Source organism: Lysinibacillus sp. NPDC059133 (assembly GCF_042755925.1).
In the GTDB taxonomy this organism is placed as follows: Bacteria; Bacillota; Bacilli; order Bacillales_A; family Planococcaceae; genus Lysinibacillus.
In genome coordinates this window covers 77251-101075 of record NZ_JBHZDH010000006.1, presented here as the reverse complement: position 1 = coordinate 101075, position 23825 = coordinate 77251, and the positions used below count along the sequence as shown (strand labels likewise).

The following is a 23825-nucleotide window of genomic DNA, read 5'->3' as shown; positions in this document are numbered from 1 at the left end:
GTGCAGCTTACAGATGGTGCGTGGATGTTCGATACAGAAGATATAGATTCAGCTATCAAAAAGTCTGAGCATAACTGGTACGAGCGTGATATGCTAAACGCTTTTACTCGTTATACTTATTATCGTTACAAGCAAATACGTGATTGTGTTAACTCACGTAAATGTAAATACATGACAGTAGATGAAGTCCGTGAACAGTTGGCCATTGAAAGTAAGCTCAGTTTTACTACTGAGTTGTTATCTATAACAGCTGATGAGGTTCATTACATCGTAGACTATGCTGACGAACACTTGGAATACATTAAGTAGATCCCCCCCTATCAAAAAGTTTCGCCTTTTTTAAGGGATTCGTTCAACGGGTAGGGTTCATGGGAGAAAATATTTTTTGATTTTCCACGTAGTAATTGCACCCTATGTAAGCGTGCATAAATATTCATGAAGGAAGGTGGGCGGTGAGGATGCATGAAACATGAAATGGCGTATGAAGATTGGCTAAAAGGCATGAAATACAAGGACATTGCTGAAAAATATGGTGTGAAAGAAAACACAGTTAAGTCATGGTATAAAAGATACAATTGGAAAGAAAAAAAAGAAAATAGTGCACACGAAAGTGTGCGTGCTGAGATAGTCGATGCACCACCGTCCATCGAATTAGTACCTAGTCATAATAAATTACGATTACTGATTGAAAGGGATCTAAAAGATCAACTCAAGTTGCGAGGTCTTGATCAATCATATTACATTGATTTAGTCGATGATTATATGGCCCTTTGGGATGTTAAAAATCTCTTAATCGAGGATATAAATGAACGAGGTGTCGTTGTACCTGGCATGTACGTGGAAAAGAAGAATGATAGCGTAGCTGAATTGAATAAGACAAACGCACAAATGTTACGCATACTCGCTGAACTGGGATTGAAAGCAGCGGATATGGAGAATGTGGATGATGAAGATGACGAATTATAAATATCATCCTTACATCGATGATTATATTAACGGTGTCAGAAGCGGAAAGTATATCGTATCTGAAAATGTCAAATTGCTTGTAGAATTAGTGGATCGTAAGCTGCAACAGCCAAATGTAAGTATTGAAACGAATGAAATAACAGAAGCGAAGGAATTTATTGAACGCTATTTCCCATTCAAACTGTATCCAGCACAGCTATTTGTGTTGGCATGTATGGTTGGACTTTTTTATGAAGATGGGACATTAGTATTTAATGAATTCTTTTTAATGTGGGGACGTGGGGCAGGCAAAAACGGTTTTATTGCTGCTATCAGTAAATACTTTATAGCAAAGCAGGGCGTCAGAGGGTATAACGTTGACATTGTTGCAACCTCTGAAAAACAAGCAAAAACCTCGTTTAATGATGTATACGACATTTTAGATGATCGTAAAGAAAAGATGAAGAAACACTTTAAGTGGACCAAAGAAGAAATAAAGCATATAAAATCAAAATCGATATTAACTTATCATACGAATAATGCCAAAACAAAGGATGGATTGCGTCCAGGTGCGATAATTTTTGATGAGGTCCATGAGTATGAGTCGTATGACAATATCAAAGTATTTACTTCAGCTCTTGGTAAAGTGCCACTGGGAAGACGTATCTATATCACAACTGACGGATATGTACGTGGTGGTGTACTCGATGATTTTAAAGCTGAAGCAGATATGATTTTGAAAGGCGAGCTTCCTAACTCGCGAATGTTCCCGTTTCTTGCACATCTTGACGATGAAGAGGAAATGCATGATGTGGCCATGTGGGAAAAGGCGAATCCAGGAATCAACTTTTTACCACATTTAAAATCAGAAATGCTGCTAGAGTATGATAATTTAAAAACTAGACCTTCTTTACGAATTGAATTTATTACGAAACGTATGAACATGCCATTTATGTTGTCTGCGAATGGCGTTACGGATTGGCCGAAGTTAGAAGCGGCTAGTAAATCATTGCCAGACCTAAAAGGATTAGAATGTATCGGTGGCGTCGACTATGCAGATATACGTGATTTTGTAGGGGTAGGATTACTATTTAAACATGAAGGAAAACGTTTTTGGATACATCATACATTTATCAATCATCGTAGTTTAAAGTTGTATGATTTTAAAATTGATATTGATTTGGCGGTGCAACAAGGACTAGCCACTATTATTTATGAAGAAACAAATAGTCCAGAAAAAATCGCTAATTGGTTCCTTGAACAGTCGAAAAAATATCGGATAAAAACGGTTGCAGCGGACCATGTAAAATTTGCTCATTTAGAAGAAAAATTTAAAGACTATGGGCTAGATCTTATTAAGGCGCGCAAAGGTTCACTAACTCACACGATATTAGAGCCAGTTATTGAAGAAATGTTCTCACATGAAAAGATACTGTGGGGAGATGATTTCATGATGCGTTGGTATACGTGGAATACGTATGTGAAACGAGATGGAAAAGGAAATATTACTTATGAAAAAATTGAGCCGGAATTACGAAAGACTGACGGCTTTTTTGCATTCTTGCACGCGCTGCAGCATGAAAACTTATTAACTGAAAAGCAAATTATCACAAAAGAAAATGTAGCAAAAGCATTTAAAACATACAGCTATTAGGAGGTGAGAATATTGAGTTTATGGGGATGGGTGAAGCGATTCTTTAAAAACGGCCAATTAGAAAGCTTAAAAGATTGCTATTATGAACTGTCAGCTGAGTATTATTACAAGAAACTAGCTGTAGAAACATGTGTAAACTTAATCGCTAATGCCTTATCAAGATGTGAAATTAAGACATTCAAAGAAGGTAAAGCACACAGAGGAAACATGTACTACGCTTTAAATGTGCAGCCAAACCAAAATCAAAATGCGACTGCTTTCTTTCATAAAGCAATCAGAAAACTTATCTATGATGGCGATTGTTTAATTATTATGCAGAATAACAACTTCTATATAGCTGATAGCTTTAATGTGGAAGAGTTTGCATTCTATGAGAATAAATATTCTGGTATCCAAATTGGTGACTTAACGATGGACAAGACATTTGTAGAATCCGAAGTCATTCGTTTGAAGTTGACGGATACAAAAATACTATCTGTCATAAATGATTTGTATGAATCTCATGGAAGAATGATTGAGGCAGCTAAGAGTTACTACAAGCTTAAAAATAATAAGCGTGTATTAGTAAAAGGTGATTTTTTAAGACCGCAAGATGATAAAACGCAAGAAGCAATTGACGATATGTTTGAAACACAATTGAAAAATTGGTTTGATCCAGATAAGAAAAGCGTTGCTTTCCAACTACAAGAAGGCTTTGAACTTGAAGATATGTCTGACGCTAAAGTCGGATTAACGATTGACAGTCGAGACATTAGTAATCTTATAGATGACATTTTTAATTATGTGGCGATGGCTTTTCATGTACCACGTGGTCTACTCAAAGGTGATTTAGCGGACATCGATAAACAAACGGACAACTTTATTATGTTTGCCATCAATCCACCTGCCGAGATGATGGAGGACGAAATTAATCGCAAGGCTTACTCCAAAGAAGAATATTTAAACCGCACGTATTTAAAGATTGATACGTCGAAAATCAAAGTATCGGACATTACAGAGCTAGCAACCGCATTAGATAAAATGTTTGCAATCGGATTTACGCTAAATGAAATTTTTGAAGAAATGGGGCACGAAACGGTAGATGATCCAATTGCGAATATAAGACATATTACTAAAAATTATCAAACAGTTGAACAGGCATTGAAAGGGGGTGAAACTTAACATGAAAAATCGTTTAAAGCAATTTAAAAATCAACAATATGCTGAACAAATTCCAGAAATTAAAAAGCAACTATCCGCAAAAAAAATTGATGCGTCCACCACTGAAATTGTCATCTATGGCGACATTGGGGAAAGCTGGTGGTACGATTCTATTTCTGCAAGTGATATTGATTCATTATTAAAAGATGTAACGACTGACAATATTACGGTTCGTATTAACAGTCCTGGCGGTGACGCTTTTGACGGTATTACAATTTACAATCGCTTGAAGGATCATAATGCTGAAGTGAAAATTATTGTAGATGGTTGGGCTTGTTCTGCAGCATCTATTATAGCGATGGCAGCGGATGAACTTGTAATGAACACAGGTTCAATGTTGATGATTCACGAAGCATCTACAGGTATTTGGGGGACTAAGAAAGATTTAGAAAAAGAAGCGGAGTTATTATCTAAGCTTGATAAATCTTTAGTGGACATATATATGACAAAGGCAGTTGTAGAACGTGAAGAAATTGAACAAATGGTCAATAATGAGACATGGTTTACTGCTGATGAAGCTATTGCTATCGGCTTCGCCGCAAAATCAATTGTGGAAGACGTAACCGATGACGACAAAACCAAAACAGATGCAGAAGCATTTAAAAATAGTGTTCTTGCCCGTTTTAAGCAAGAGCCATCACCAAAACAAAATATTTTAACAAAATTCCAACGCAACTCAATTGAGTAGGCGTTTTTATTTTATCCGAAAATAGGAGGTCATTTATATGACAGGTATTAAAAATTTAGATAAAGAACCAAAAGTTATCGAAAATAAAGAAGCCCAAGTGGCCGCTCTAAAAGCAGCATTTGAAAGTGCTGATCCAAACGAAGTTGCAGCTCGAATTGTTGAAAATTATGAAAGTAATATGCTACATTTCCAAGATTTAATGAACACGACAATTCGCGAGGCCAATCGTGCAAACGAGCAACAATGGGACAATGCTGTATTAGCATCACGAGGCATACGTACATTGACGACAGAGGAAAAGAAATTTTATAACGCTGCAATTGATGTGCAATCATTTGACGGTGTAGCTACATTTGTACCACCAACTGTATATGAACGCGTATTTGAAGATTTAGCAATGGACCATCCATTATTGTCTCGCGTTAATTTTCAGCGCGTCGGTGCAACTACGCAATGGGTCGTGCGTAAGGAAGGGGCAACAACAGCCTTCTGGGGAGATGTGTGCGATGAAATCAAAGAGATGGTTGACCACGGATTTGAAACAATTGAGCAAGGTATGTATAAACTTTCTGGCTTTTTAGTTGTCTGCAAAGCAATGTTCGAACTTGGACCTGAATGGTTAGATCGTTATGTACGTGCGTTTTTAACAGAAGTTATCTCAACAGAGTTAGAAAATGTCATTGTTAAAGGAACCGGTAAAAAACAACCAATTGGTATGATAAAAAATTTAGCAGGTGCCATTGTGGATGGCGCATATCCAGATAAAGCCAAAGTAACTTTGAATGTTTTCACACCGCAAGAAATCGGTGAAAAAATCTTAGCACCAACAACAAAAGGCGGTACACGTAGTTATACGGGCGTATCATTAATCATTAACCCGTTCGATTATGCGACAAAATTATTTGCGTATGGGGCAAAGCAACGCGATGACGGTTCTTGGACACATAATAATTTTGCTATTCCTGGTTTGGAAATCATTCAATCACCAGCTGTCCCATTGAATACAATGATTTCCGGTAAACCGAAAGATTATTTCATGGGGGTAGCTGGTGAAACAAAATTAGAATCTACTGACGTATTACGCTTAATTGAAGATCAACGTTTATATTTAACTCGTCAATTAACAAATGGTCGTCCACTTGATAATGATTCGTTCATCGTATTTGATATTACAAATATGGCTATCAACAACACAGCCACTACAAATACACCAGACACACCTTAATTAAATTGGGAGGGAAATGAACATGATTACAGCAAAAGTAGTAAATCCATTTAAAGCGCTTGAACATGATGGCCATATGTATAAGGCTGGTGACACATATCCAACTGAAGGTTATATGGCTGATGAGGAACGTGTGTATTTTTTAACAGGTGTACATCCTGAGTATAAAAAAATCTATCTTGCCGATGTATTAATCAATGAACAAGAAGAAACAAAAGAACAAGCGTTAGAGTTTCCAAAGCACACAGGAAAAGGCTATTACGAGCTTTCTAATGGCACTAAAGTAAAAGGTAAAGAGGAAGCTATTGAAGCTGAAAATGCATTAAAAAGCGGTGAATAATGATGAATGAACTGCTTATAGAATTAAAGCATCGATTACGTATTACATGGGATGATGAAGATGCTGAATTAGAACGTATCATTAATAGAGCAAAGTCTTACTTCGAGAAATTGACGAGTAAGACTTTTTCTTTTGGATTAGACGCATGGAAAACAGAGCTGTTATTAGAGCGCTGTCGCTATGTTTATAACAATGCCGCTGATGAATTTGAAAAGAATTTTGCAGATGAACTCAAGCGTCTAATACTACATGTCGCTTTAGAGAAGAGGGCTGTAGATGGCGAACAAGAAGATTCGTGATGTTTTAAACGATGGTTATATTCAATATGGCACGAAGGAAACTGGAAGGTCCGCGAAGAGAAAACGAATCGGTGAAAAATTTGTTCCAATGGGTCGGCTTGCTTATCAAGAAATGTCGTGTCGTGATGAAGATTATGAAATGGCAAAAGTATTAAGTGCTGTTTTAAGCTTGAAAATTCGCACGCTCTGTCCTCCTCAATTACGCAAATTTGATAAAAGTAAATTAAAAGTCATTGTAGAAGGTATAGAGTACGATGTCATAAAGGTAGATAGTGACCGTGAAAAGATGTATCTCTATTTTTATTTGCAGGAGGTGGGAGCACATGAGCAAAACGAAAATCAAGATGCAGGAACAGATTGATGCTTTACTTACAGCGTTAAATACCTTTGATATTCCTGTTTTTGAGGATGATTTAGCAGAGGATGAAGAAACTCAGTTTAAGAAAAAGAACTATCATTTCTTTGTATATGAAACAGGTGACATGAATAAAAACGATGATAATAAGTCTATCAGTCAAGATGTAGTTATCTATTATTATTCGGAAAATCGTGATGACATCGACGAACGTACGATTGATATTATTACAGAGCTTTCTAACTTACCTCGCATGTCTTTGAAACGTACCCAAAAACAAAGATTAAAAAGAAAAGATACGGATAACTACGTTGATAGAGTTGTATTTCTTTATCAACGCAAAATTGTGACTGGGTGTATTGAATTATGAGATCACTAGTTGAATTTAATGATTTAACTTCTTTGGAAGAAAAAATTAAGGCGTTACCCGGTCGAGCTGAGAAAGCCATTAACCAGGTGCTACACACGGATGCTATTGAGATTGCTACAAAAGAAATGTCCAATCTTTTACCCGTTTCAAATGTTGCTAATAAGAGACACGCAAAAGAAAGTAATTGGTCAACAAGTGAGGAACATAATTTGGGGTTTGTTGTGAAAACAAAGGGAGGAGCCGCCAATAAAAAAGGTAGTTTTGGTTACTTAGTTTTCCCTGATGAAGGTCGAGGACCAACGAATCCCTGGGCACAGCATTTTAGTGATCGTTCATTACAGAAATCAACGCCTAAAATTTTAGAGAAATTACATGGAGCATTAGAAGAATTAATAGAGGAGGGCTTATAATGTCAAAACAAGTAATTGAGCAATTTGATGCGTGGAATATCAAAAACGCATCGATTCAATTTATGAAAGGAAACAAACAAGAACCAGGTACAAAATTTGGTTGTGTAGGTACGATTGCATCTGAACCTGAGACAACAGTTTTATCGAAAAAATGTGGTCGTGCAACAATTGCGGAGAAAACCGTTACACTAAAATTAAATGTAACAGTTAGTGCTCATGTACCTGTACAAGTTTTACGTGACTATTTCGGTTTATCTAATGAGGAATTAAAGCCTGGTATCTATAGTTATGGCTCCAATTCATTAGGTAAAGACTTTGTATTTACAGCTGATGTGATAGATGAATTTGAGGACCTAACAAAATTAATCGCATTCCCTAAAGCATCTAATGCGGGTGGTTTTACCATCAACATTGATACGTCCCAAGAAGAGTTAGCGATGCTTGAACTAGCATTTAGTGCAGTTGCGGATGCACATGGCCAATTCTACTATGAGGCGATTACAGCTGAGTTAGAAGAACCAGAAATTGCGGAAACTTGGCATACAAACTTCACACGAAAATTAGTTGAAAAAACTGAACCAGATACACCTTAATTGAACGCCTCCAAACTTGGAGGTGTTTTATTTTTGAATAGATGGAGGAGAATTACATGAAAATTGAAAAGGTCGAGTTAAAAGAAGTAGAAGTTGTAGAGGTTGACGGTGAGTTTGAAAAGCGATTTGTTAACACGAAAGTACACCCAGCCTTTTTAACGAATGCTGCTGTGAAAAAAGGTTATGATACAGGCTTATTAGAATCGAGTTTATTTGAGGATTTATTGAAAATAAAGGGACTTGAAACACTTATTACTCAATCCGATGAAGAAGCTTCCCTTGAGTTATTGAATGCTTTTGATGAGCAAAAATTAATTGCTGTTATTTATTTAGCTGCAATTGGTGCCAATAAAAATCTTGGATTATCTTTTGATGAATTTTTAGAAATGTACCATTATTCATTAACAGATACAATCCAACTTTATGCTAATTTGATTGTTGGATTAATGAGTGAATCGAATGAATTTGCTAAAACTTTACACAAACAAACGAAAAAATCCAAAAAAAAACAACACCACCAAAGCTAGTCATCAAGCATGTGGAGGACCTTTACACACTCTACGTATTAATAGCAGGCATCGACCCCGAAACCTTTTGGCATGGTCCAATAGCAACAGTAGAGCGTATTTATGCGAATAAACTGGCGTTTGATGGGTGGAGTAATAGCCTGATAGGAGAGTGAGTATATGGCTAACAATAACAACGAAGTCAAAATAACATTCAAGGCATTTAACCAAGAATTTAATAAATCAATGACGGAAATGAACAAAGAAACAACATCATTACGTCAAGAGATGAAGCTCCAACAAGAACAGATGAAACACAATGCTTCTGAGACTGAAAAATTAGAAACGAAAATGAGTGGTTTACAACAAATTTATGAAGTGGCAAAGCGTAAAACAGAAGAAACCACAGCAACTTTAGCACGTGCAAAAAATTTATGGGGCGAAAACTCAGAGGAAGCAAAAAAACTTGAGGAACAGCTCAAACGTAATCAAATTGCTGAACAACAAGCAGCCAATGCCATAACAGGAACAGAACAAGCATTACAACGTGCTAAGCAAGCTCAGGCTGATCAAACGGAGTCTTTACGACAATTACAAAATTTATTTTCAGTCACTGGCCAATCGGTTGGTGATTTTTCTGATTTATTGGGGCGAGATTTAACAAGAGCAATCCAAAATGGTTCTGCCAGTGCAAAACAATTAGATACTGCATTCGATAAAATCGCACGCTCATCATTAAATGCAGGTCGTGATATAACAGAGTTGCGAGCATCCATTCGATCGTTAGACAGCGGTTCTTCTGTTGAACAAGTTCGACAAGATTTAGCTCGATTGGGACAAGAAGCAAATGAAGCCGAACAAGAAGTGAATGGTCTTGCGGATAGTTTAAAGTCTATGGCAGGTGCAGCGACTGCGGCTATTGGAGTAAGCACAGCAGTATCAACAGCATTAGAAAGCTCTAGTTTGGATACATCTATTAAGATTTCCTTTGATGTACCTGAATCATCAAGAGAAACCGTTAGACAGGCTGTGCGAGATGTAGAAGCGTACGGTGTTGATGGAGAAGCCTCACTCGAAGGAGTTCGTAGGCAATGGGCTTTAAATAAAGATGCTACAGATGAGGCTAATCAAGAAGTTGTAAATGGTGCAGCTGTCATTACCCGAGCATATAGTGGGATCGATTTTACTGAACTGATTCAAGAAACGAATGAAGTTGGCAAGGCGCTGGGTATATCCAATATCGAAGCAACCAACTTAATTAGTCGTTTATTGAAAATCGGTTTCCCTCCTGAACAACTTGATATTATCAGCGAATATGGCGGACAGCTGAAACGAGCGGGCTACAATGCTAAGGAGATTGAAACCATCTTAGCGAGAGCTGCTCAAGAAAAAAGCTGGAATATCGATAACTTGTTAGATGGCTTGAAAGAAGGACGTATTCGCGCTGTTGAAATGGGCAACGGATTGAAAGAGTCCATGAAGGACGCTATTCGCGATGTTGTTGGGGATACGCAAAAAATGTCAGATGAACAACTTTCCGCAATGGAATCTAACTTTTCTAAGCAAGAAGATGCCTTATCCAAATCGTTAAGTAATCGAGAGAAGGCCATCTCCAAGGGGCATGCTCAACAACAAAAAGCTTTAGATAAACTGCTACAAAAAGAGTATGAAGCTGTATCTAAGAGTTATGATCAGCAACAGAAAGCACTCGAAAAAAAATTAAGTGCTAGTTATGATGCGACGGTTAAAAGCTATGAACAGCAACAAAAAGCATTGGAAAAAAGATTAACTGCTGAAACTGAGGCATTAACTAAAAATCAGCAAGAACAGTTACGACAATTAGAAAAGGCACAACAAGAAGAGCTGAAAATTTTTGAGAAAAACTCTCAAGCAAAAATAAAGCTCATAGATAAAGAATACAAAGAGCGTATGAAGCTCATTGATGAAGAAAAATATAATCAGTTAAAAGCCTTAGACAATAAAATAGATTCATTAAATGCTAAAACTGAAGCTGAAGATAAAGCCATTAAGAAACAAGAGAACGCACAGAAACGTGCTGAACTAAACTTACGTGTAAATAATGCGAAAACGAACGCTGATCGCCAAAATGCAATGCGAGAATTACGCAATTTTGAAGAACAGTTACGTCTTGAAAAAATCAGAGAAGATCGCAAAGAACAAATTGAAGTTTTAAAAGGCCAAAAGGATTCAGTAAAAGAAGCATCGGATTCTAAAAAAGAAGCGCTTAAAACAGAGACTGAAACTCGAAAAGAACAACTTTCGGAGCAAATTGCAAACGAAAAAGAATCGTTAAAAAGTGGATTTGATGAGCGGAAAAATGCATTAAAAGAAATGCAGGCAGCTGAAAAAGCAGCCTTACAAGAACGGCATAACACTCAAAAAGAAGCTTTTCAACAACGCAAACAAGAGGAATTAAAGGGACTTAGTGAATCTAATAAGGCACAGATTGATGCGTTACGAGAAGTGAATCAGGCGAAATTATCGGTAATTCAAGAGGAACATACTAATCGTAAAGAAGCACTTAATGAGAGATTAAGTGATGAAATGGATGCTGTAAGAGAAGCGCACAAAGCAGAATTAGATTCATTTAAAGCTATGAATGCCGAAAAGTTAGCGATAGCGAAAGACCCTCCTGACAGTGCTGCTGTACAAGCCTTATTCTCTCAGTTAGAGGGATGGGGAAAAGCGATTGCTAAAGGTGGCGAAGAAGGTTCAAAAGCTTTCTCCGAGATGGCAACATGGTTATCAACAATAGAAGATGCTACTTTACGTGAAACGATTGGCGTTGAAATTTTCGGGACTATGTGGGAAGACCAGGGCGATGCAATTGTTAGTGTGCTAGATGATGTAGCTAATGGACAGATTACTGTTGCTGAAGGTCAAGCAGAAATTAACAAAATGGCGAATGAATTAGACACAGATCCGATGGTTTCATTAAAACAAGCCATATCAGATGTAAAAGAAGGACTTGATCCGTTGCTTGGTGTTATTACTGAAGTAGTGTCGGGTATTGCTAGTTTCGCAAAAGAACATTCCACTTTAGCATCGATTATTGTTGGTGTTGTCGGTGCTATTGGCACATTAGTAGGTGCATTTACCGCACTCAGTCCAGCAGTATACACCATAACCACCTTATTTGGTGGTGGAAAGGGTGGTGCTGGCTTTGCTTCAATTTTAGGTAAACTCATTCCGGTCATTGCTAATCTAGCCTCTAAAGTCTTGCCAGCTTTAAGAGTTGCTTTTGGTGCTTTAACAGGACCAATTGGTATTGCGGTCACAGCGTTAACCATAGCCGTTCCGTTAATTATTGAAAACTGGGATTCTATAGCTGAATTCTTCACAGATTTATGGGATTTTATTGTTGGCGTTTTTAAAAAAGCTGGTGGTGCTATAGTCGACTTCCTGAAGGAAAACTGGAAAACCATCCTTGTTGTCGTTACGGGACCAGTTGGCATATTGGTAAAAACGATCGTTGAAAACTGGGATACAATAAAACGTAAGACAGTTGAAATTTTTACGGGTGTCTCCAACTTCTTTTCGAATATCTGGTCAAAGATTTCTGATATAGCCAAGACTGTTGTCGACAAAATTAAAGGATTCTTTTCATTCGGTGATTTGCTTGGGAAGGTCAAAGAAAAATGGGATTCTATTTATTCGGCCATTAAGACACCAATAAACAAAGCAAAGGATGCTGTTAAAAAAGCAATAGATGCTATAAAGGGATTCTTTAAATTCGACTTTAATTGGCCAAAGCTCAAGAAGCCTAAATTTAGTATTAAGGGCTCTATCAATCCATTAGATTGGTTCGGTGAAGGGCTTCCTAAAATCGATATTCAATGGCATGCAAAAGGTGGCGTATTTAATAAGCCAACGTTGTTTAATACAGGAAATGCATTGCATGGGGTAGGAGAAGCAGGTCCAGAAGCCATTTTACCTCTTAATGAGCGAGTGTTAGGTGCAATTGGTAAAGCAATATTTGATGCAGCAGGTGGAGGACGACAAGAACCACAAGTAATTCACAATAATTATGAACGCATGTTAGAAGGCGCACAATTTATTATTCGCGAAGAAGCTGATGTTAAGAAAATTACACGTCAAATTTATGAGCAGCAGCAACGTGATCGAAAGGGGAAATAGTATGTGTGACATCACATTTAAAGGAATACACTGTTCACAATTGGGGCTTGAGGTTATGGACACCGAAAGGCCCCTTTTTGGTGAATTTAGTGATTCGTTTATTAAATTACCGAAGGTTAGTGGCAGTGTAGTAGTGGCTGATGATAGTGAAAGTGATATTGAAATTCGCATACAATTCCTACTTACACCGTTGCCAGGTCAAACTTATTATGATGCTTGTCGGGCTTTACGTGGTTATTTTAAATCATCACAGAAAGAGCGATTAATTTTTGATGAAGATTCAAAGTGGGCATACATGGCCAAGTTTATTTCTAGTGAAGATTTTGAGCGTATCGTGAATGACGGGTTATTTTGGGCAACGTTCCGTTGTTCACCTGATATGGTGGCTGTATGAGCTACGATATTAAAGTTTTAAATCATAGCAATCTATCGCTTATCGGTACGCTTGAAAATGTTATTAATGCAGAGATTTATGAAGTCATCAATGACCAATACACTGCTGACATACAAATGGCTGAAAATATATTCCCCTCCTTTTTACGCTACCCTAATTTAGTGGAAATGGATGGGGATTATTTTATTATTGCGGGGGTAGACAAGCAGCGGGATCGAAGTAAAGCAATTAAGCTGATGCTTGAGCATGTAAGTTATGTATTAAATAATCCATCGGAAGCGCCCTTTGTAGCAGAAGATGAAGAAGAGTTTTATGAGGGTTCACCACGGAATATCATTTCGCAATGCTGGGGAATGAACGGATTTAAGATTATTGATTTAACAGGTGGTTATTATTACTATAGGCCAAGCGCTAAAGGTGGCAGGAGTCGCATTAATGAATTTGCACGCCAAAATGGGTTAGAAGTTGAATATAACAAGTTTGTCATTACGATTCATAACAGACGTGGTGCCAATAAAAACCTTAAGCTAGAGGTTGGGAAAAACATTCAATCGATGACACAAAAAATTGATTTGGATGAAAATTTTTTGTTTGAATATGCACATGAAGTAGACATTATCGATTTTAGTAAAATGTCTGGCTCTCAACAGCAAGAAATTGCTTCAGCTGAGTTAGGGGATACCGTTCGCATGATTGATACAGATTTAGCCATTGATGCAACGGAACGTATCGTAGGTAAACGTTATAATCCTTTATTTAAAGAAGTACCGAAGTTGGATGTAGGGCAAGTTATACGTGATATTGTGAATATCATGAATGAAGATAAGGAATATGAAGAGAAAGAAGACCCTACTTTAAATTACTTTTTGCAGAGCTGGCAAATGGGCAAGATCAATTGTATGGCTCTTGATGGAATCGAACTTGGCGAGGAAGATATCTTACCTGACAATATATCTACCTCTATTGATTATTATATCCAAGGTGAACTAAAAGGTATGTCTTTAAAGGTTAAGCCCCAATACAGCAAGTACCACGTGTACATTAGTGAGTGGTATGAGGACAATCAATTTGAAGAATACAAACTTGAGAAAATAGCTGACGCCATGAGTAACTGGACATTTCCAAAACCAAAAATGCAAGCAATCAGTATTACCATAAGTGAAGTGCCTCTCGAACAACTTAATCCAGAGATTCACAAAGTAAGAGATTATGCAGTGAAATTCAATAAAGTTTATATTGCCCCGTTACGTGAATTTAAAATTGGTAAGAACAACATGTTAGGCAACAGTAGCTTGTTAATTGACACAGAAGGGGAAAATATAGAGCTTGATGATTTTTCTGTCAAGTTAAACTATCACCTGATGCAAGAGTACGGTGGTATTAAATTATCATTAAGGCCTGAATTTAGTAATTATAAAATAAATATTGTGACGTTCGGATCCGATGGTGTTCCATTTGTGTACGATTACGAAACGATAAGGGATCAGTTGCTCAATTGGAAACTACCGCGTGATGGTGCAGAATACTTATTAATTACTATTTCAGAAGTTCCAAATTCACAATTTGATCCAACTGTTCATAAGAATGTGATGTATGGAGTTGCTTTCGAAAAGATACCATTTGAACCTCTTTACGAGTTACGTATTGGAGAAGTGAATTGTTTACAATTAAATGGCGTGTTAGTACCTGCTAGTCCTTCATTAAATGCTATTCAAGCAGAAATATTTTATAAAGCATTACTCGAACATAATGGATTACGCTTGAAGTTATTAAGAAAATATCGTTCTTATTATGTTGGTATACGTACTTACAGCAGTAAAGGTATAAGAACTAACAGATCATACGAGGGTATAAAGGACTGGACTTTCCCACGCAAAAATGTGATGTACATTGTTATTAGCATTCTTGAAAAACCACCATCAGAATTTGACTCATCAAAGCACAGGCAAGCTTGGTATGCTATTAGATTTACAGCACAAAATGATGAGGTTGTTGACCCAGGTTTACTTGGACCAACGTATTATTTAGAGTCAGAAACTGTATCAGCAGATAGTGAAGGGGCTGAATTTCTTTTTACAACTTCCTATGATGAAGTGATTAGTGTGACTACGGGGATTGGCCAGGTAGAGCAAGCAGAGCCAATAGCAGCACTATGGGAATTAATTAAAGATGCAGAAGATAAATATATAGGCGTTAAAATTAATTTGATAGGCTTGGAAAGCGGAAATGTAGATATAAGTGTACAAGCCATGTGTCAAGAGGGAACAGAAGAAGAAGAAGAAGAAGGAGAGGGGGATGATGTTTAGTGGTGGAACTGGTACAAAAGATGACCCATTTTTAATTAAAACTGTACAAGACCTTATCAATGTGAGGAATAAAAATAATGAAAACCCTAAGTATTATTATAAACAAGTGGCAGATATTGATTTATCAGGTGTTGAATGGTTACCAATAGGTGATAATCAAGGTAAAGCTTTTTGTGGTACCTATAATGGTGGCGGATATACGATAAGTAATTTAACAATCACTAAAGATATTGAGGGTCCAGCTTTTATCAGTTCAGCAATAGGAGCAACACTTTTAAATATCACGATTGATAATGGGTATATTACTAACACGATATATAACTGGATAGCTATTTTAGTATCACAAACAAACGATTGTACAATTACCAATTGCCATGTAACAGGCAAAATGGAATCCACAAATGTACACAGTAGTACAGGCGGCCTGATAAGTTCAGCTGGTACAGGGACAATAATAAATAGGTGTTCTGCTAATGTTGATATAACAGCAGGATTGGCGGGAGGGCTTGTTTGCTATTCCAATGCTGTTATAAAAGATTGTTATGTTACAGGGAAAATTAGTGGCGTACAAGATGAAGATAAGCCAGATGATAAGTATATAAAGGCTGGTACATTTGCTTACGTTCTATATAGTGGTAATGTTGAGAATTGTTATACATGTGTAGAGATTTATAACTATTCGTCACGCAGTAGGAAACAGTTGTATGTTTTTGCCGAAAATTACGGTGCTGAAATAATTTCCTGTTATTGTGATGTATCGTTGGGTGTTACTATGCGGGGGTGGTCTAGCGATTTAAATTATGTTGAAGAAATGTTTATAAGAGGTACAGATAATAAATTATATGGAAATTACAAATCACAATACAATAAAGATCGTGATTATTGGGAGCCTGAATGGAATAGTACAGGTCCTCCTTCATGGTGGCCAAAACCTTATTATAGGGCACAACCTATAACAGGTGAAGTATGGTCAAATTTCTGGAAGCAAGTAACAGAAACTCACACCGAAGCACGTACAACTACAGAAATGCAAACACAATCAACATTTGATGGATGGGATTTTGATACGGTATGGACAATAGATGAAGGTAGAGACTATCCTCGATTTAAATTAAAGATTACACAAATAAAATGCAAACGGATGCCATTAACAAACTATAGAAGGTGATAATATGAAAAAATTTAATCAAGAAAAGTTAATCCGTGATGCATTGGGAAGCCCTATACCTAGTCAGTATTGGGATGATGTGAAGCAAACTTTTATAATACCAGGTGGTGAAGGTGTTGATTTTACAAAAAAGAAGCTGATTCGTGATGCAGTTGGCGCAGTTATACCGCAATATTGGGATGATGAAAAGGGTGGATTTTCAGCTATTACATCGGGAAATCAGCAGTTTAAAGAAACCATTAACTTGGGAAGATTAATGACAGATTTCTCAAGATGGCAATTGTGGTATGGAGTAGTTTCACAAGATACAGAACATGTTAAAGTTGGACAGTCGTCTGTCAAAGTAACTACAAATGATGCCAATACTACATCAGCGAGTAGACTAAGATCAGTACAATTTAACTTATCAAAAACCAAAACAATGATGATACGTTTCTACGTAGAAGATGTGAACAAGCTTTCTAATATTGAATTGAGATTATCTTCAGTTGATAATATGGCCAGCTATCTATCTTGGAAAACGACAAAATGGAAAGTGATTAGTGGATGGAATGAGGTCATGATACCTCTTTCTAAATTGAATGTTGTGGGTAATGAAAGTCTTAATAATACGATTACAACATTACAAATTAGTGTTACTGGCGATCATACATTTGTCGTATTTGATGGAATCTACACCAACAGAAAATCAAAAGGAAATGTATTGCTTCACTTTGATGATGGTTTTATTTCTCAATATACGAACGCTTTTCCCCTCATGTTGGCTAGAGGATTCGTTGGATCAGTCGGTGTTATTAGCGGTTCAGTAGGTACAACGGGATATATGAATTTAGCACAATTAAGAGAGTTATATAATTATGGGTGGGATTTGTTTAATCACACTGTTACACATCAAGATTTATCAACATTGTCAATAAATCGTATTCAGGCAGAATTGGACGTTTGTAGGGAATGGTTAATATCCAATGGATTTTCCAGAACTGCTGATTTTGTAGCGTATCCTTATGGCGGTTATAATAATGACGTTTTAGAGGTCATGAAAAACTATAAATTAGGGAGGTCAATAAGAGAAGAATATGAAATTCTTCCACCAATTCAACCACATCTGCTTAAAACGGTCATTCTATATAACAATGTAGAAGAAATCACATTTAGAAATGCGATTGATTATGTAATAGAAACGGGTGCAACAGTGATTTTCCTACTTCACAAAGTAGAAGATGTAAATAAAGATGAAATGAATTATCCAACAGAAAAGTTTAAAAACATGCTTGATTATCTATATTCAAAGCAGGAAGAACTAAATGTACTGTCATGGAGTGAGTATGCAAATATGTTTTAATAGGAACGCGAGCGGAGCTTAGCGTTATTTTTTATGTCCTCCACACTGTGGTGGGCTTTTATTATGCAAAAATAAAGGAGTGAGATTATGGACAGTCAAACAGTAGCGTTAATAGGAATTTTATGTACTGTAATAGGTGCCGTTATAGGTGTATTATCTTATAATCGTAATCGTGATAAAGACGTTAGAAGTGATGCATCAGATTCAGCTGTTATACGCACGAAATTAGACAATATTAATTCAGGTGTAGAATCTATCCGAATTGATATAAAGGCACAGGAAATGCGTGTAACAGACTTGTCAGAGCGAATTATTCGTGTGGAGGAATCAACTAAGCAAGCTCATAAAAGAGTGGATAAAGTGGAGGGAATCATTCATGAAAATTAACTGGAAAGTACGTATTCGACATAAACAATTTTGGGTGTCCTTAATTGCATTACTACTAGTGCTCGCTAATCAAATAGCGGGCATTTTTAATGTCGATATTACGATTTATAACGGCCAAGTTACAGCTATTTCTGAGACGATTTTAAGCATTTTAGGTTTGCTTGGTATTATAATTGACCCAACAACTGAAGGTGCATCCGACAGCTCACAAGCATTGAATTATGGTACTCCAAGAAAGGATGAGAATTGAATGGGTAAAATTATTGATATATCTCATCATCAAGGAGATATTGATTGGGCTAAAGTAAGCAAAGAAGTTGATTTGGCTATTATTCGCACTCAATATGGGACAAGTACTATTGATCGTAAATACGTTCAAAACATTGACGGATGTAAAAAATACAACGTGCCTTTCGGTGTATATATTTATGTTACCTTCACAAACAAGATGCAAGCACTAGCGCAAGCGAAAGATTTCTACGAACGGGCTAAAGTGCATAACCCTTTATTTTACGTTGTCGATGTTGAAGAGAGCTTCGGAGCAAAGGTGCAAGATATTATTCAAGGAACACAAGCATTCATTGACTACCTGAAAGGTAAGGGTGTTAAGGTTGGTTTGTACACAGGTCATCACTTCTATGAACCATACGGAATGAACAAAGTAACTAACTATGACTTCCTATGGATCCCACGATATAGTACAACTAGTGCTCCCGGATTAAAGCCTAAGTACGCTTGTGACTTATGGCAGTTCACGGAGAAGGGGGCAGTTGCTGGTATCAAAGGCACTGTGGATTTAAACCAACTAAACGGCAATAAGACATTATCTTGGTTCACCAACAAAAATGAGGAAGACAATAAACCAATTGAAAAGGATGATGATAAAATGCAATTTTCAAATGAGACAACACAAGCAGCAGTACGTGACCACATTAAACAAACGGTAGATAAAAAGCTGATTGATAAGTCATGGCTAGATAAATTCGATAGTGGAACTATGACAAATGGTGATTATGAAGGTTTGAAACTTATCATTGAACAGCGCAGTAACTAACAACAAAGACCAAGATAGCTATATGCCATCTTGGTCATTTTCCATTTATATCAGTTTTAAAAATCAAATATATAAAATAGAGTTTTGATAGATAAATAATGGAATAATTTTGTATATTTTTCGGAGTTGTAGATGCTGAAAAAAAATTATGATTAAGATGTTCCAATAAAACAATAAAGGAGGAATTATTAATGGCAAAAAATGATGGTAATACAGATTTCGGTTTAAAGGTATCTAAAACAGGGACGAAAAGTTTAAAAATTTCTTGGAGTAAAAGTGGTGGTATTGGTTACGGTGGCTCCATTCAAGTATTTCGACCAGGAGATGGAAAAATTATTTTTTCAAAAGATTATAGTGAAAAGACTGCAAAAGATTCTCTCACAGTCGAAACTCCATATTTTGGTGAATATAAAGTTCATATTAAGGCGAATAAAGGTTATACTTACGACACAGCTTACTGTAAAGTCCATTTAGCAAAAGGATCTTCAGCTACACATGAGTTCACTGCAGAAGATATTAAAAAATGGAAAAAAGAAGCTACAATTACAGCAGCAGCTTTTGCAACATTAGGTTTTGCGAACTTTTTAGTTGTATCTCTTACTGCTACAGTTATTTCGTTAGGTGCAACAATAAGAGGTGTGTGGGTACATGACACTAAGTATGAACCATTTCCAACACCTAAAGAGGGAGATAAGATTACTACAAAAATCCAGCCTGTTGCTGATGGAGTTAAGACAACAATTTCATATAAAGCGAAAAATGGAGCAGTGTATAAAGATAAAGTTACTACTGCAAAATACTTAACTTTTAAACGTTAAGTGAGATAATTAAAAGCACATGTTAAACATGTGCTTTTTTTAAATAGTTATAAAGTTGGTAAAAAAAGATGATATAGCATGCAAGCAAAATTAATACTACTCCTAAATCTATTAAACTAAAATCGGTAAACAAAGTATCTCTCATAACGAAAACAAAAATGTTTAATAACAAGAGTATGCCCAAATTCGAAAATAAATTAATAAGTCGTTTTTTTTGTTTAAAAATAATAGGTAGAATTGATTTTAAAGCAAGAATAAGCCCTAGAACTAATAAATATATATACATAACATTTTCAAACTCCATGTTTCACCTCAAAAATTTATTTAGTGAATCTCATTTCATCTTATATAATAACCAACTTTGTTATTTATTGTAATATAATGCGCGTTTATAGTATAGTAAAAAGAATAAAGAGAACATATGTTTTTGTATAAGAGTTGTTATGGAATACATTGGTTTTTACAAGACTATTATTAACGACTTAAAGGTAAAAAGAATAAGAACTAGGGATAACATAAGCTAATAATAAAGTAAATAACTAATGGGCAAATGAAACTAGGCAAAGGGGCAAATGAAATGAAAAAGAACGACCGCGAACTCGATAAAATAGTAGAAGAATATCTGAAAATGTATCCTTATATAAATAAAGAAAAAGCCGGGACTTTAACCAAAGATCAAAAAATAGCCATATGTATTAGTGAGTTGTTAAATATTATGCCAGAAAAAGAAGTTAACTATATTAATTTTAGATACTTAAAAGGATGGACTATAGTTAAAGTCGCAAAAGAGATGAGTTATAGTCAGCAAATGATTTATGTTATTCGTAAAAATGCCCTAAAGAAAATCTATCTTGGGATAAGCCATTTACTATATACCGAAGGAAAAGAGTTGGTTTCAAATGATAATTTAAGATGAAACCATGTAATCAATAATATTCGATAAACAATAAACATGCCTAAGTGGCTATTTTTTTATTACCAAAAACAGAACATTAGTTCTGTTTATTGCGCAAACAAACGTTCTGACTAAGAGGGATAACATGGCTAGTAAAACAAAAACACCAACAAAAAAGAAAGAGCCAAAGCACCAGACCATGATGGATTTGATTTAGAAGAAATGGCATACACATTATCTGAAGCACAGGAAGAAAATAAAAATAAAGTATTCACCATCTATAAAAATATGAACCAGACACAGGTATGGTCACGAAAATGGATCCAAACACTAATTTAATGCATATCAAAAATAAAAATGACCAGGTGCTCATCATAAAAGGTGAGTACCTGGGCTTTTTGTGTTTATTCGTCATATGGTCTGTATTTAGCATGCAATTCTTTTGCTGCTTCTTTTCTAGCTTCCACATCTTCGCGTAAAAACATTCTATCTCTTGGTAACTCTTTGATAGGAACTAACTTTCCACGCTTTACAAGTGAATTTAATGATTGCCTAGAAATTTGCAATTCCTCCAACACTTCTGATGATGTTAAGATTTCAGTTTGAACTAATTTAATAAAATCTTCTTTGCTATTGAAAGAGTAGTTTTTCGACATTGGATTATACCACCTAGCATTTATTATTTTCTTCTCATTATAACAACTGTTATACCAATAACTACTAGTGCTGCAACTATGAGAATTGAAGTTAAAATCATCATATGATACACCTTCTTTCTTGATGTTTTTGTTTGTATCTCAATTTAAAATGTTCTATAGTTAGGGTAGAAGGTTAAGGGGGTCAGCCTTAACCTTCTTTTTTAAAACTTTTGTTGGGCGCTACTTCTTTGAAGTAGTGTCTTTTTTGTTGTTCTTAATCACTATCTGTAAGTTAATCAGTGTGATTATTAAGTTGATGAACGCTGTTAGTGCTACTACTCTTTCAATTTCCATTTTCCTTACCCCCTTTCTATACTCTTATTATAACATAACTACATACTTAAGTAAATAGATATAAATGATTTATTTTACTGTTTTGTTAAAAATTTTCAATAAAAAAAGCCACTCGTTTGAGTGACTTAATTTGGTTTAGCTTGCAATATGATAGCATCCCTCTCGATACTCCCCTTAAATGTATACATAATATCGTTAAGTGAGTAGACTTCTGTACGATCAAGCATATCGCTATTTCCTGTTATTTTTAATTTATCAAATATAGCTAATTGTTGAGTTGTACTTAGTGTGTCATCTACACTTTTAAGTAAAGCTTTAAATGCTATTTGCACTTCTTTATTTTGAACCATTAATGCATTTGAAGTTGCCCCAACGCTAACATTTTTTACTTTACTGTCTTTATCAGGAGTTATAATTACAAGAATCCCACTGGTTAATTCAATTTGATATTTGCCGTCTTTTATCTCCTTACCTTTCATTTCAATGAATGAATTACCTTTATTTTCATTAATGATGTTTTTTAAAGCAGTCTCGTATTCATCAACAGTGAAGTTAAAACTTTTTTCATCTTTTTCACATGCTACGAGTAATAGAGCTAAAAGTGTTATTAAGTATATTAATTTTTTCATTCTATAGAACCCCCTTATTATTACTATTTTAGGGAATTGTACCTTCGATGTACATACAAAAAAACAGACAACCAAATTAGTTATCTGTTTCTTCATTATCTTCTACTTCCACAATTTTAAATAAATCGTTCATGTCGGTTATCCCGAAAGCGTTTATTAGTTCGTTAAGTGACGCCTTTGGATAGCTTTTTTGTTTACCATTTACCATTTCGCTAACTGCACGATTTGTTAAATTTGTACGTTCCACTAAATCTTTTTGTTCCCAATCACGCTCTGCAAGAAGTACACGTAAGCGTAATTTTAATTCTTTTTGCGCCAAACAATTCACCCCTTTTTATATGTATTTCATAACACAATTATAAATCAAATTAATTAATTACGCAATTTGTAATTGACATATCTTTTTGTTTTATTTATTATGTAAATTAGTTATATGATACGTATTTAATTTACGTGTTTTGAAATTTAGAAACGAAGGGTGGAATTGGAATGAGTGGTGTTATGTATAAACTACACACAAAAAAATATTGGGTAGGGGCATTAAATTTAAACATTGATTTGGAACGAGAATATGCACATAAAGCTGAACAGTTAAAGCCTTCAGCTATTGTAGCTTTTCGAAAGTATGGAGCAGGACATATAACTTTAGAAGAATTCAGGGAGTTGATTTTTGAATATAGCTTCTATCAAAGAAGGGCATACGAAGCTAACAAAATAATTGTTGAGTGCCATAAAGCACTAGATTGGTTTGATTCTCAAACAATTTGAAAACTGAATAGGGAGCATTCATTAAGTGCTCTCAATTGAGTTTTTAAATAACAAAAAGGAGGATAACCATGAACAATTATTTCAAGCTCGAGCAAGAACGATCAAGATATTTATTCGAGCAAGTACTTGTATTGTCTACCGTAAAGGGTCACTTGAAAGGCACTATCAAACACAATGAATCCAGTGAAGTTGTCGATTTTGCAAATATGCTACTAGGAATCATAAACGAAAAATTATCAGCTGTAGAACAAAAGTTTCATGAACAAAAATGAAATAACGAACAAAACTAACATTTAAAGATCCGGATTGTTCGTGAATTGAAAGCGAGG

Annotated in this window: 28 protein-coding genes; 25 read left to right on the top strand and 3 right to left on the bottom strand. The window is 35.6% G+C overall.

Going from position 1 to position 23825, the window contains the following annotated elements; all coding sequences use genetic code 11:
* The 23 genes from ACFXN8_RS05315 to ACFXN8_RS05205 all read left to right on the top strand — a co-directional run bounded on the left by ACFXN8_RS05315 (position 1) and on the right by ACFXN8_RS05205 (position 21128).
* Positions 1-309, top strand: a complete 309-nt coding sequence (locus ACFXN8_RS05315; RefSeq protein WP_386843390.1) for a hypothetical protein — start codon at positions 1-3, stop codon at positions 307-309.
* A gap of 153 nt (positions 310-462) precedes the next feature.
* Positions 463-966, top strand: a complete 504-nt coding sequence (locus ACFXN8_RS05310) for a helix-turn-helix domain-containing protein (protein ID WP_386843388.1) — start codon at positions 463-465, stop codon at positions 964-966.
* Positions 944-2599, top strand: coding sequence for a terminase TerL endonuclease subunit (locus tag ACFXN8_RS05305; protein ID WP_386843386.1), 1656 nt, complete (start codon positions 944-946; stop codon positions 2597-2599). The genes ACFXN8_RS05310 and ACFXN8_RS05305 overlap by 23 nt, the downstream gene beginning before the upstream one ends.
* Positions 2600-2611: 12 nt before the next feature.
* Positions 2612-3760, top strand: a complete 1149-nt coding sequence (locus tag ACFXN8_RS05300; protein WP_386843384.1) for a phage portal protein — start codon at positions 2612-2614, stop codon at positions 3758-3760.
* A gap of 1 nt (position 3761) precedes the next feature.
* Positions 3762-4487 (top strand): head maturation protease, ClpP-related, encoded by a 726-nt coding sequence (locus ACFXN8_RS05295; protein WP_386843382.1) that lies wholly within the window; start codon positions 3762-3764, stop codon positions 4485-4487.
* Positions 4488-4524: 37 nt separating this feature from the next.
* Positions 4525-5712: a phage major capsid protein gene (locus tag ACFXN8_RS05290; protein ID WP_386843380.1), complete on the top strand. Its 1188-nt coding sequence runs from the start codon at positions 4525-4527 to the stop codon at positions 5710-5712.
* Positions 5713-5734: 22 nt separating this feature from the next.
* Positions 5735-6052: a hypothetical protein gene (locus tag ACFXN8_RS05285; protein WP_386843378.1), complete on the top strand. Its 318-nt coding sequence runs from the start codon at positions 5735-5737 to the stop codon at positions 6050-6052.
* Between the two features lie 2 nt (positions 6053-6054).
* Positions 6055-6351 carry a phage head-tail connector protein gene (locus tag ACFXN8_RS05280; protein WP_386843464.1) on the top strand — a complete coding sequence of 99 codons (297 nt, stop codon included), beginning with the start codon at positions 6055-6057 and terminating at the stop codon, positions 6349-6351.
* Positions 6329-6712 carry a phage head-tail adapter protein gene (locus tag ACFXN8_RS05275; RefSeq protein ID WP_386843376.1) on the top strand — a complete coding sequence of 128 codons (384 nt, stop codon included), beginning with the start codon at positions 6329-6331 and terminating at the stop codon, positions 6710-6712. The genes ACFXN8_RS05280 and ACFXN8_RS05275 overlap by 23 nt, the downstream gene beginning before the upstream one ends.
* On the top strand, positions 6675-7076 hold the full coding sequence (locus ACFXN8_RS05270; protein WP_386843374.1) for a hypothetical protein: 402 nt from the start codon (positions 6675-6677) through the stop codon (positions 7074-7076). Before ACFXN8_RS05275 ends, ACFXN8_RS05270 begins: the two co-directional genes overlap by 38 nt.
* Positions 7073-7486 carry a hypothetical protein gene (locus ACFXN8_RS05265; protein ID WP_386843372.1) on the top strand — a complete coding sequence of 138 codons (414 nt, stop codon included), beginning with the start codon at positions 7073-7075 and terminating at the stop codon, positions 7484-7486. Before ACFXN8_RS05270 ends, ACFXN8_RS05265 begins: the two co-directional genes overlap by 4 nt.
* Entirely contained in the window at positions 7486-8079 is a 594-nt protein-coding gene (locus ACFXN8_RS05260; RefSeq protein WP_386843370.1) for a phage tail protein, read from the top strand. The genes ACFXN8_RS05265 and ACFXN8_RS05260 overlap by 1 nt, the downstream gene beginning before the upstream one ends.
* Before the next feature lie 56 nt (positions 8080-8135).
* The gene (locus ACFXN8_RS05255) at positions 8136-8606 is read left to right on the top strand and encodes a hypothetical protein (protein WP_386843368.1); all 471 of its coding nucleotides are present in this window, start codon (positions 8136-8138) and stop codon (positions 8604-8606) included.
* Between the two features lie 159 nt (positions 8607-8765).
* Complete coding sequence (locus ACFXN8_RS05250; RefSeq protein WP_386843366.1) at positions 8766-12743, top strand: tape measure protein; 3978 nt, start codon at positions 8766-8768, stop codon at positions 12741-12743.
* Positions 12682-13137: a distal tail protein Dit gene (locus ACFXN8_RS05245; protein WP_386843364.1), complete on the top strand. Its 456-nt coding sequence runs from the start codon at positions 12682-12684 to the stop codon at positions 13135-13137. The genes ACFXN8_RS05250 and ACFXN8_RS05245 overlap by 62 nt, the downstream gene beginning before the upstream one ends.
* Complete coding sequence (locus ACFXN8_RS05240) at positions 13134-15443, top strand: hypothetical protein (protein WP_386843362.1); 2310 nt, start codon at positions 13134-13136, stop codon at positions 15441-15443. Before ACFXN8_RS05245 ends, ACFXN8_RS05240 begins: the two co-directional genes overlap by 4 nt.
* Positions 15433-16611, top strand: a complete 1179-nt coding sequence (locus ACFXN8_RS05235) for a GLUG motif-containing protein (RefSeq protein WP_386843360.1) — start codon at positions 15433-15435, stop codon at positions 16609-16611. The genes ACFXN8_RS05240 and ACFXN8_RS05235 overlap by 11 nt, the downstream gene beginning before the upstream one ends.
* A gap of 4 nt (positions 16612-16615) precedes the next feature.
* Positions 16616-17953, top strand: coding sequence for a polysaccharide deacetylase family protein (locus tag ACFXN8_RS05230; RefSeq protein ID WP_386843358.1), 1338 nt, complete (start codon positions 16616-16618; stop codon positions 17951-17953).
* 87 nt (positions 17954-18040) lie between these two features.
* Positions 18041-18340, top strand: coding sequence for a hypothetical protein (locus tag ACFXN8_RS05225; RefSeq protein WP_386843356.1), 300 nt, complete (start codon positions 18041-18043; stop codon positions 18338-18340).
* Positions 18330-18590: a phage holin gene (locus ACFXN8_RS05220; protein WP_386843354.1), complete on the top strand. Its 261-nt coding sequence runs from the start codon at positions 18330-18332 to the stop codon at positions 18588-18590. Before ACFXN8_RS05225 ends, ACFXN8_RS05220 begins: the two co-directional genes overlap by 11 nt.
* Positions 18591-19394, top strand: a complete 804-nt coding sequence (locus ACFXN8_RS05215) for a GH25 family lysozyme (RefSeq protein WP_386843352.1) — start codon at positions 18591-18593, stop codon at positions 19392-19394.
* A 191-nt stretch (positions 19395-19585) separates the two neighbouring features.
* Positions 19586-20212, top strand: coding sequence for a hypothetical protein (locus tag ACFXN8_RS05210; protein WP_386843350.1), 627 nt, complete (start codon positions 19586-19588; stop codon positions 20210-20212).
* 577 nt (positions 20213-20789) lie between these two features.
* The gene (locus ACFXN8_RS05205; RefSeq protein WP_386843348.1) at positions 20790-21128 is read left to right on the top strand and encodes a hypothetical protein; all 339 of its coding nucleotides are present in this window, start codon (positions 20790-20792) and stop codon (positions 21126-21128) included.
* A gap of 383 nt (positions 21129-21511) precedes the next feature.
* On the opposite strand, the gene ACFXN8_RS05200 is transcribed toward ACFXN8_RS05205, so the two are convergent.
* The 3 genes from ACFXN8_RS05200 to ACFXN8_RS05190 all read right to left on the bottom strand — a co-directional run bounded on the left by ACFXN8_RS05200 (position 21512) and on the right by ACFXN8_RS05190 (position 23047).
* Complete coding sequence (locus ACFXN8_RS05200) at positions 21512-21763, bottom strand: helix-turn-helix transcriptional regulator (protein ID WP_053595405.1); 252 nt, start codon at positions 21761-21763, stop codon at positions 21512-21514.
* A gap of 461 nt (positions 21764-22224) precedes the next feature.
* The gene (locus ACFXN8_RS05195; RefSeq protein WP_386843346.1) at positions 22225-22728 is read right to left on the bottom strand and encodes a hypothetical protein; all 504 of its coding nucleotides are present in this window, start codon (positions 22726-22728) and stop codon (positions 22225-22227) included.
* Between the two features lie 76 nt (positions 22729-22804).
* Complete coding sequence (locus ACFXN8_RS05190) at positions 22805-23047, bottom strand: helix-turn-helix domain-containing protein (RefSeq protein WP_386843344.1); 243 nt, start codon at positions 23045-23047, stop codon at positions 22805-22807.
* Between the two features lie 170 nt (positions 23048-23217).
* Here ACFXN8_RS05190 and ACFXN8_RS05185 point away from each other — a divergent pair, with 170 nt between their 5' ends.
* Positions 23218-23496 carry a hypothetical protein gene (locus tag ACFXN8_RS05185; RefSeq protein WP_386843342.1) on the top strand — a complete coding sequence of 93 codons (279 nt, stop codon included), beginning with the start codon at positions 23218-23220 and terminating at the stop codon, positions 23494-23496.
* 68 nt (positions 23497-23564) lie between these two features.
* Positions 23565-23768, top strand: a complete 204-nt coding sequence (locus tag ACFXN8_RS05180) for a hypothetical protein (protein ID WP_386843340.1) — start codon at positions 23565-23567, stop codon at positions 23766-23768.
* Positions 23769-23825 lie beyond the last annotated feature (57 nt).

Coding starts and splice junctions, on each gene's coding strand:
- ACFXN8_RS05285 (WP_386843378.1), top strand. CDS start 5,735: ATGATTACAGCAAAAGTAGTAAATCCATTTAAAGCGCTTGAACATGAT.
- ACFXN8_RS05235 (WP_386843360.1), top strand. CDS start 15,433: ATGATGTTTAGTGGTGGAACTGGTACAAAAGATGACCCATTTTTAATT.
- ACFXN8_RS05205 (WP_386843348.1), top strand. CDS start 20,790: ATGAAAAAGAACGACCGCGAACTCGATAAAATAGTAGAAGAATATCTG.
- ACFXN8_RS05245 (WP_386843364.1), top strand. CDS start 12,682: ATGTTAAGAAAATTACACGTCAAATTTATGAGCAGCAGCAACGTGATC.
- ACFXN8_RS05225 (WP_386843356.1), top strand. CDS start 18,041: ATGGACAGTCAAACAGTAGCGTTAATAGGAATTTTATGTACTGTAATA.
- ACFXN8_RS05280 (WP_386843464.1), top strand. CDS start 6,055: ATGAATGAACTGCTTATAGAATTAAAGCATCGATTACGTATTACATGG.
- ACFXN8_RS05295 (WP_386843382.1), top strand. CDS start 3,762: ATGAAAAATCGTTTAAAGCAATTTAAAAATCAACAATATGCTGAACAA.
- ACFXN8_RS05210 (WP_386843350.1), top strand. CDS start 19,586: ATGGCAAAAAATGATGGTAATACAGATTTCGGTTTAAAGGTATCTAAA.
- ACFXN8_RS05260 (WP_386843370.1), top strand. CDS start 7,486: ATGTCAAAACAAGTAATTGAGCAATTTGATGCGTGGAATATCAAAAAC.
- ACFXN8_RS05180 (WP_386843340.1), top strand. CDS start 23,565: ATGAACAATTATTTCAAGCTCGAGCAAGAACGATCAAGATATTTATTC.
- ACFXN8_RS05200 (WP_053595405.1), bottom strand. CDS start 21,763: ATGTCGAAAAACTACTCTTTCAATAGCAAAGAAGATTTTATTAAATTA.
- ACFXN8_RS05185 (WP_386843342.1), top strand. CDS start 23,218: ATGAGTGGTGTTATGTATAAACTACACACAAAAAAATATTGGGTAGGG.
- ACFXN8_RS05270 (WP_386843374.1), top strand. CDS start 6,675: ATGAGCAAAACGAAAATCAAGATGCAGGAACAGATTGATGCTTTACTT.
- ACFXN8_RS05305 (WP_386843386.1), top strand. CDS start 944: ATGATGAAGATGACGAATTATAAATATCATCCTTACATCGATGATTAT.
- ACFXN8_RS05220 (WP_386843354.1), top strand. CDS start 18,330: ATGAAAATTAACTGGAAAGTACGTATTCGACATAAACAATTTTGGGTG.
- ACFXN8_RS05250 (WP_386843366.1), top strand. CDS start 8,766: ATGGCTAACAATAACAACGAAGTCAAAATAACATTCAAGGCATTTAAC.
- ACFXN8_RS05195 (WP_386843346.1), bottom strand. CDS start 22,728: ATGAAAAAATTAATATACTTAATAACACTTTTAGCTCTATTACTCGTA.
- ACFXN8_RS05230 (WP_386843358.1), top strand. CDS start 16,616: ATGAAAAAATTTAATCAAGAAAAGTTAATCCGTGATGCATTGGGAAGC.
- ACFXN8_RS05255 (WP_386843368.1), top strand. CDS start 8,136: ATGAAAATTGAAAAGGTCGAGTTAAAAGAAGTAGAAGTTGTAGAGGTT.
- ACFXN8_RS05215 (WP_386843352.1), top strand. CDS start 18,591: ATGGGTAAAATTATTGATATATCTCATCATCAAGGAGATATTGATTGG.
- ACFXN8_RS05240 (WP_386843362.1), top strand. CDS start 13,134: ATGAGCTACGATATTAAAGTTTTAAATCATAGCAATCTATCGCTTATC.
- ACFXN8_RS05290 (WP_386843380.1), top strand. CDS start 4,525: ATGACAGGTATTAAAAATTTAGATAAAGAACCAAAAGTTATCGAAAAT.
- ACFXN8_RS05265 (WP_386843372.1), top strand. CDS start 7,073: ATGAGATCACTAGTTGAATTTAATGATTTAACTTCTTTGGAAGAAAAA.
- ACFXN8_RS05275 (WP_386843376.1), top strand. CDS start 6,329: ATGGCGAACAAGAAGATTCGTGATGTTTTAAACGATGGTTATATTCAA.
- ACFXN8_RS05310 (WP_386843388.1), top strand. CDS start 463: ATGAAACATGAAATGGCGTATGAAGATTGGCTAAAAGGCATGAAATAC.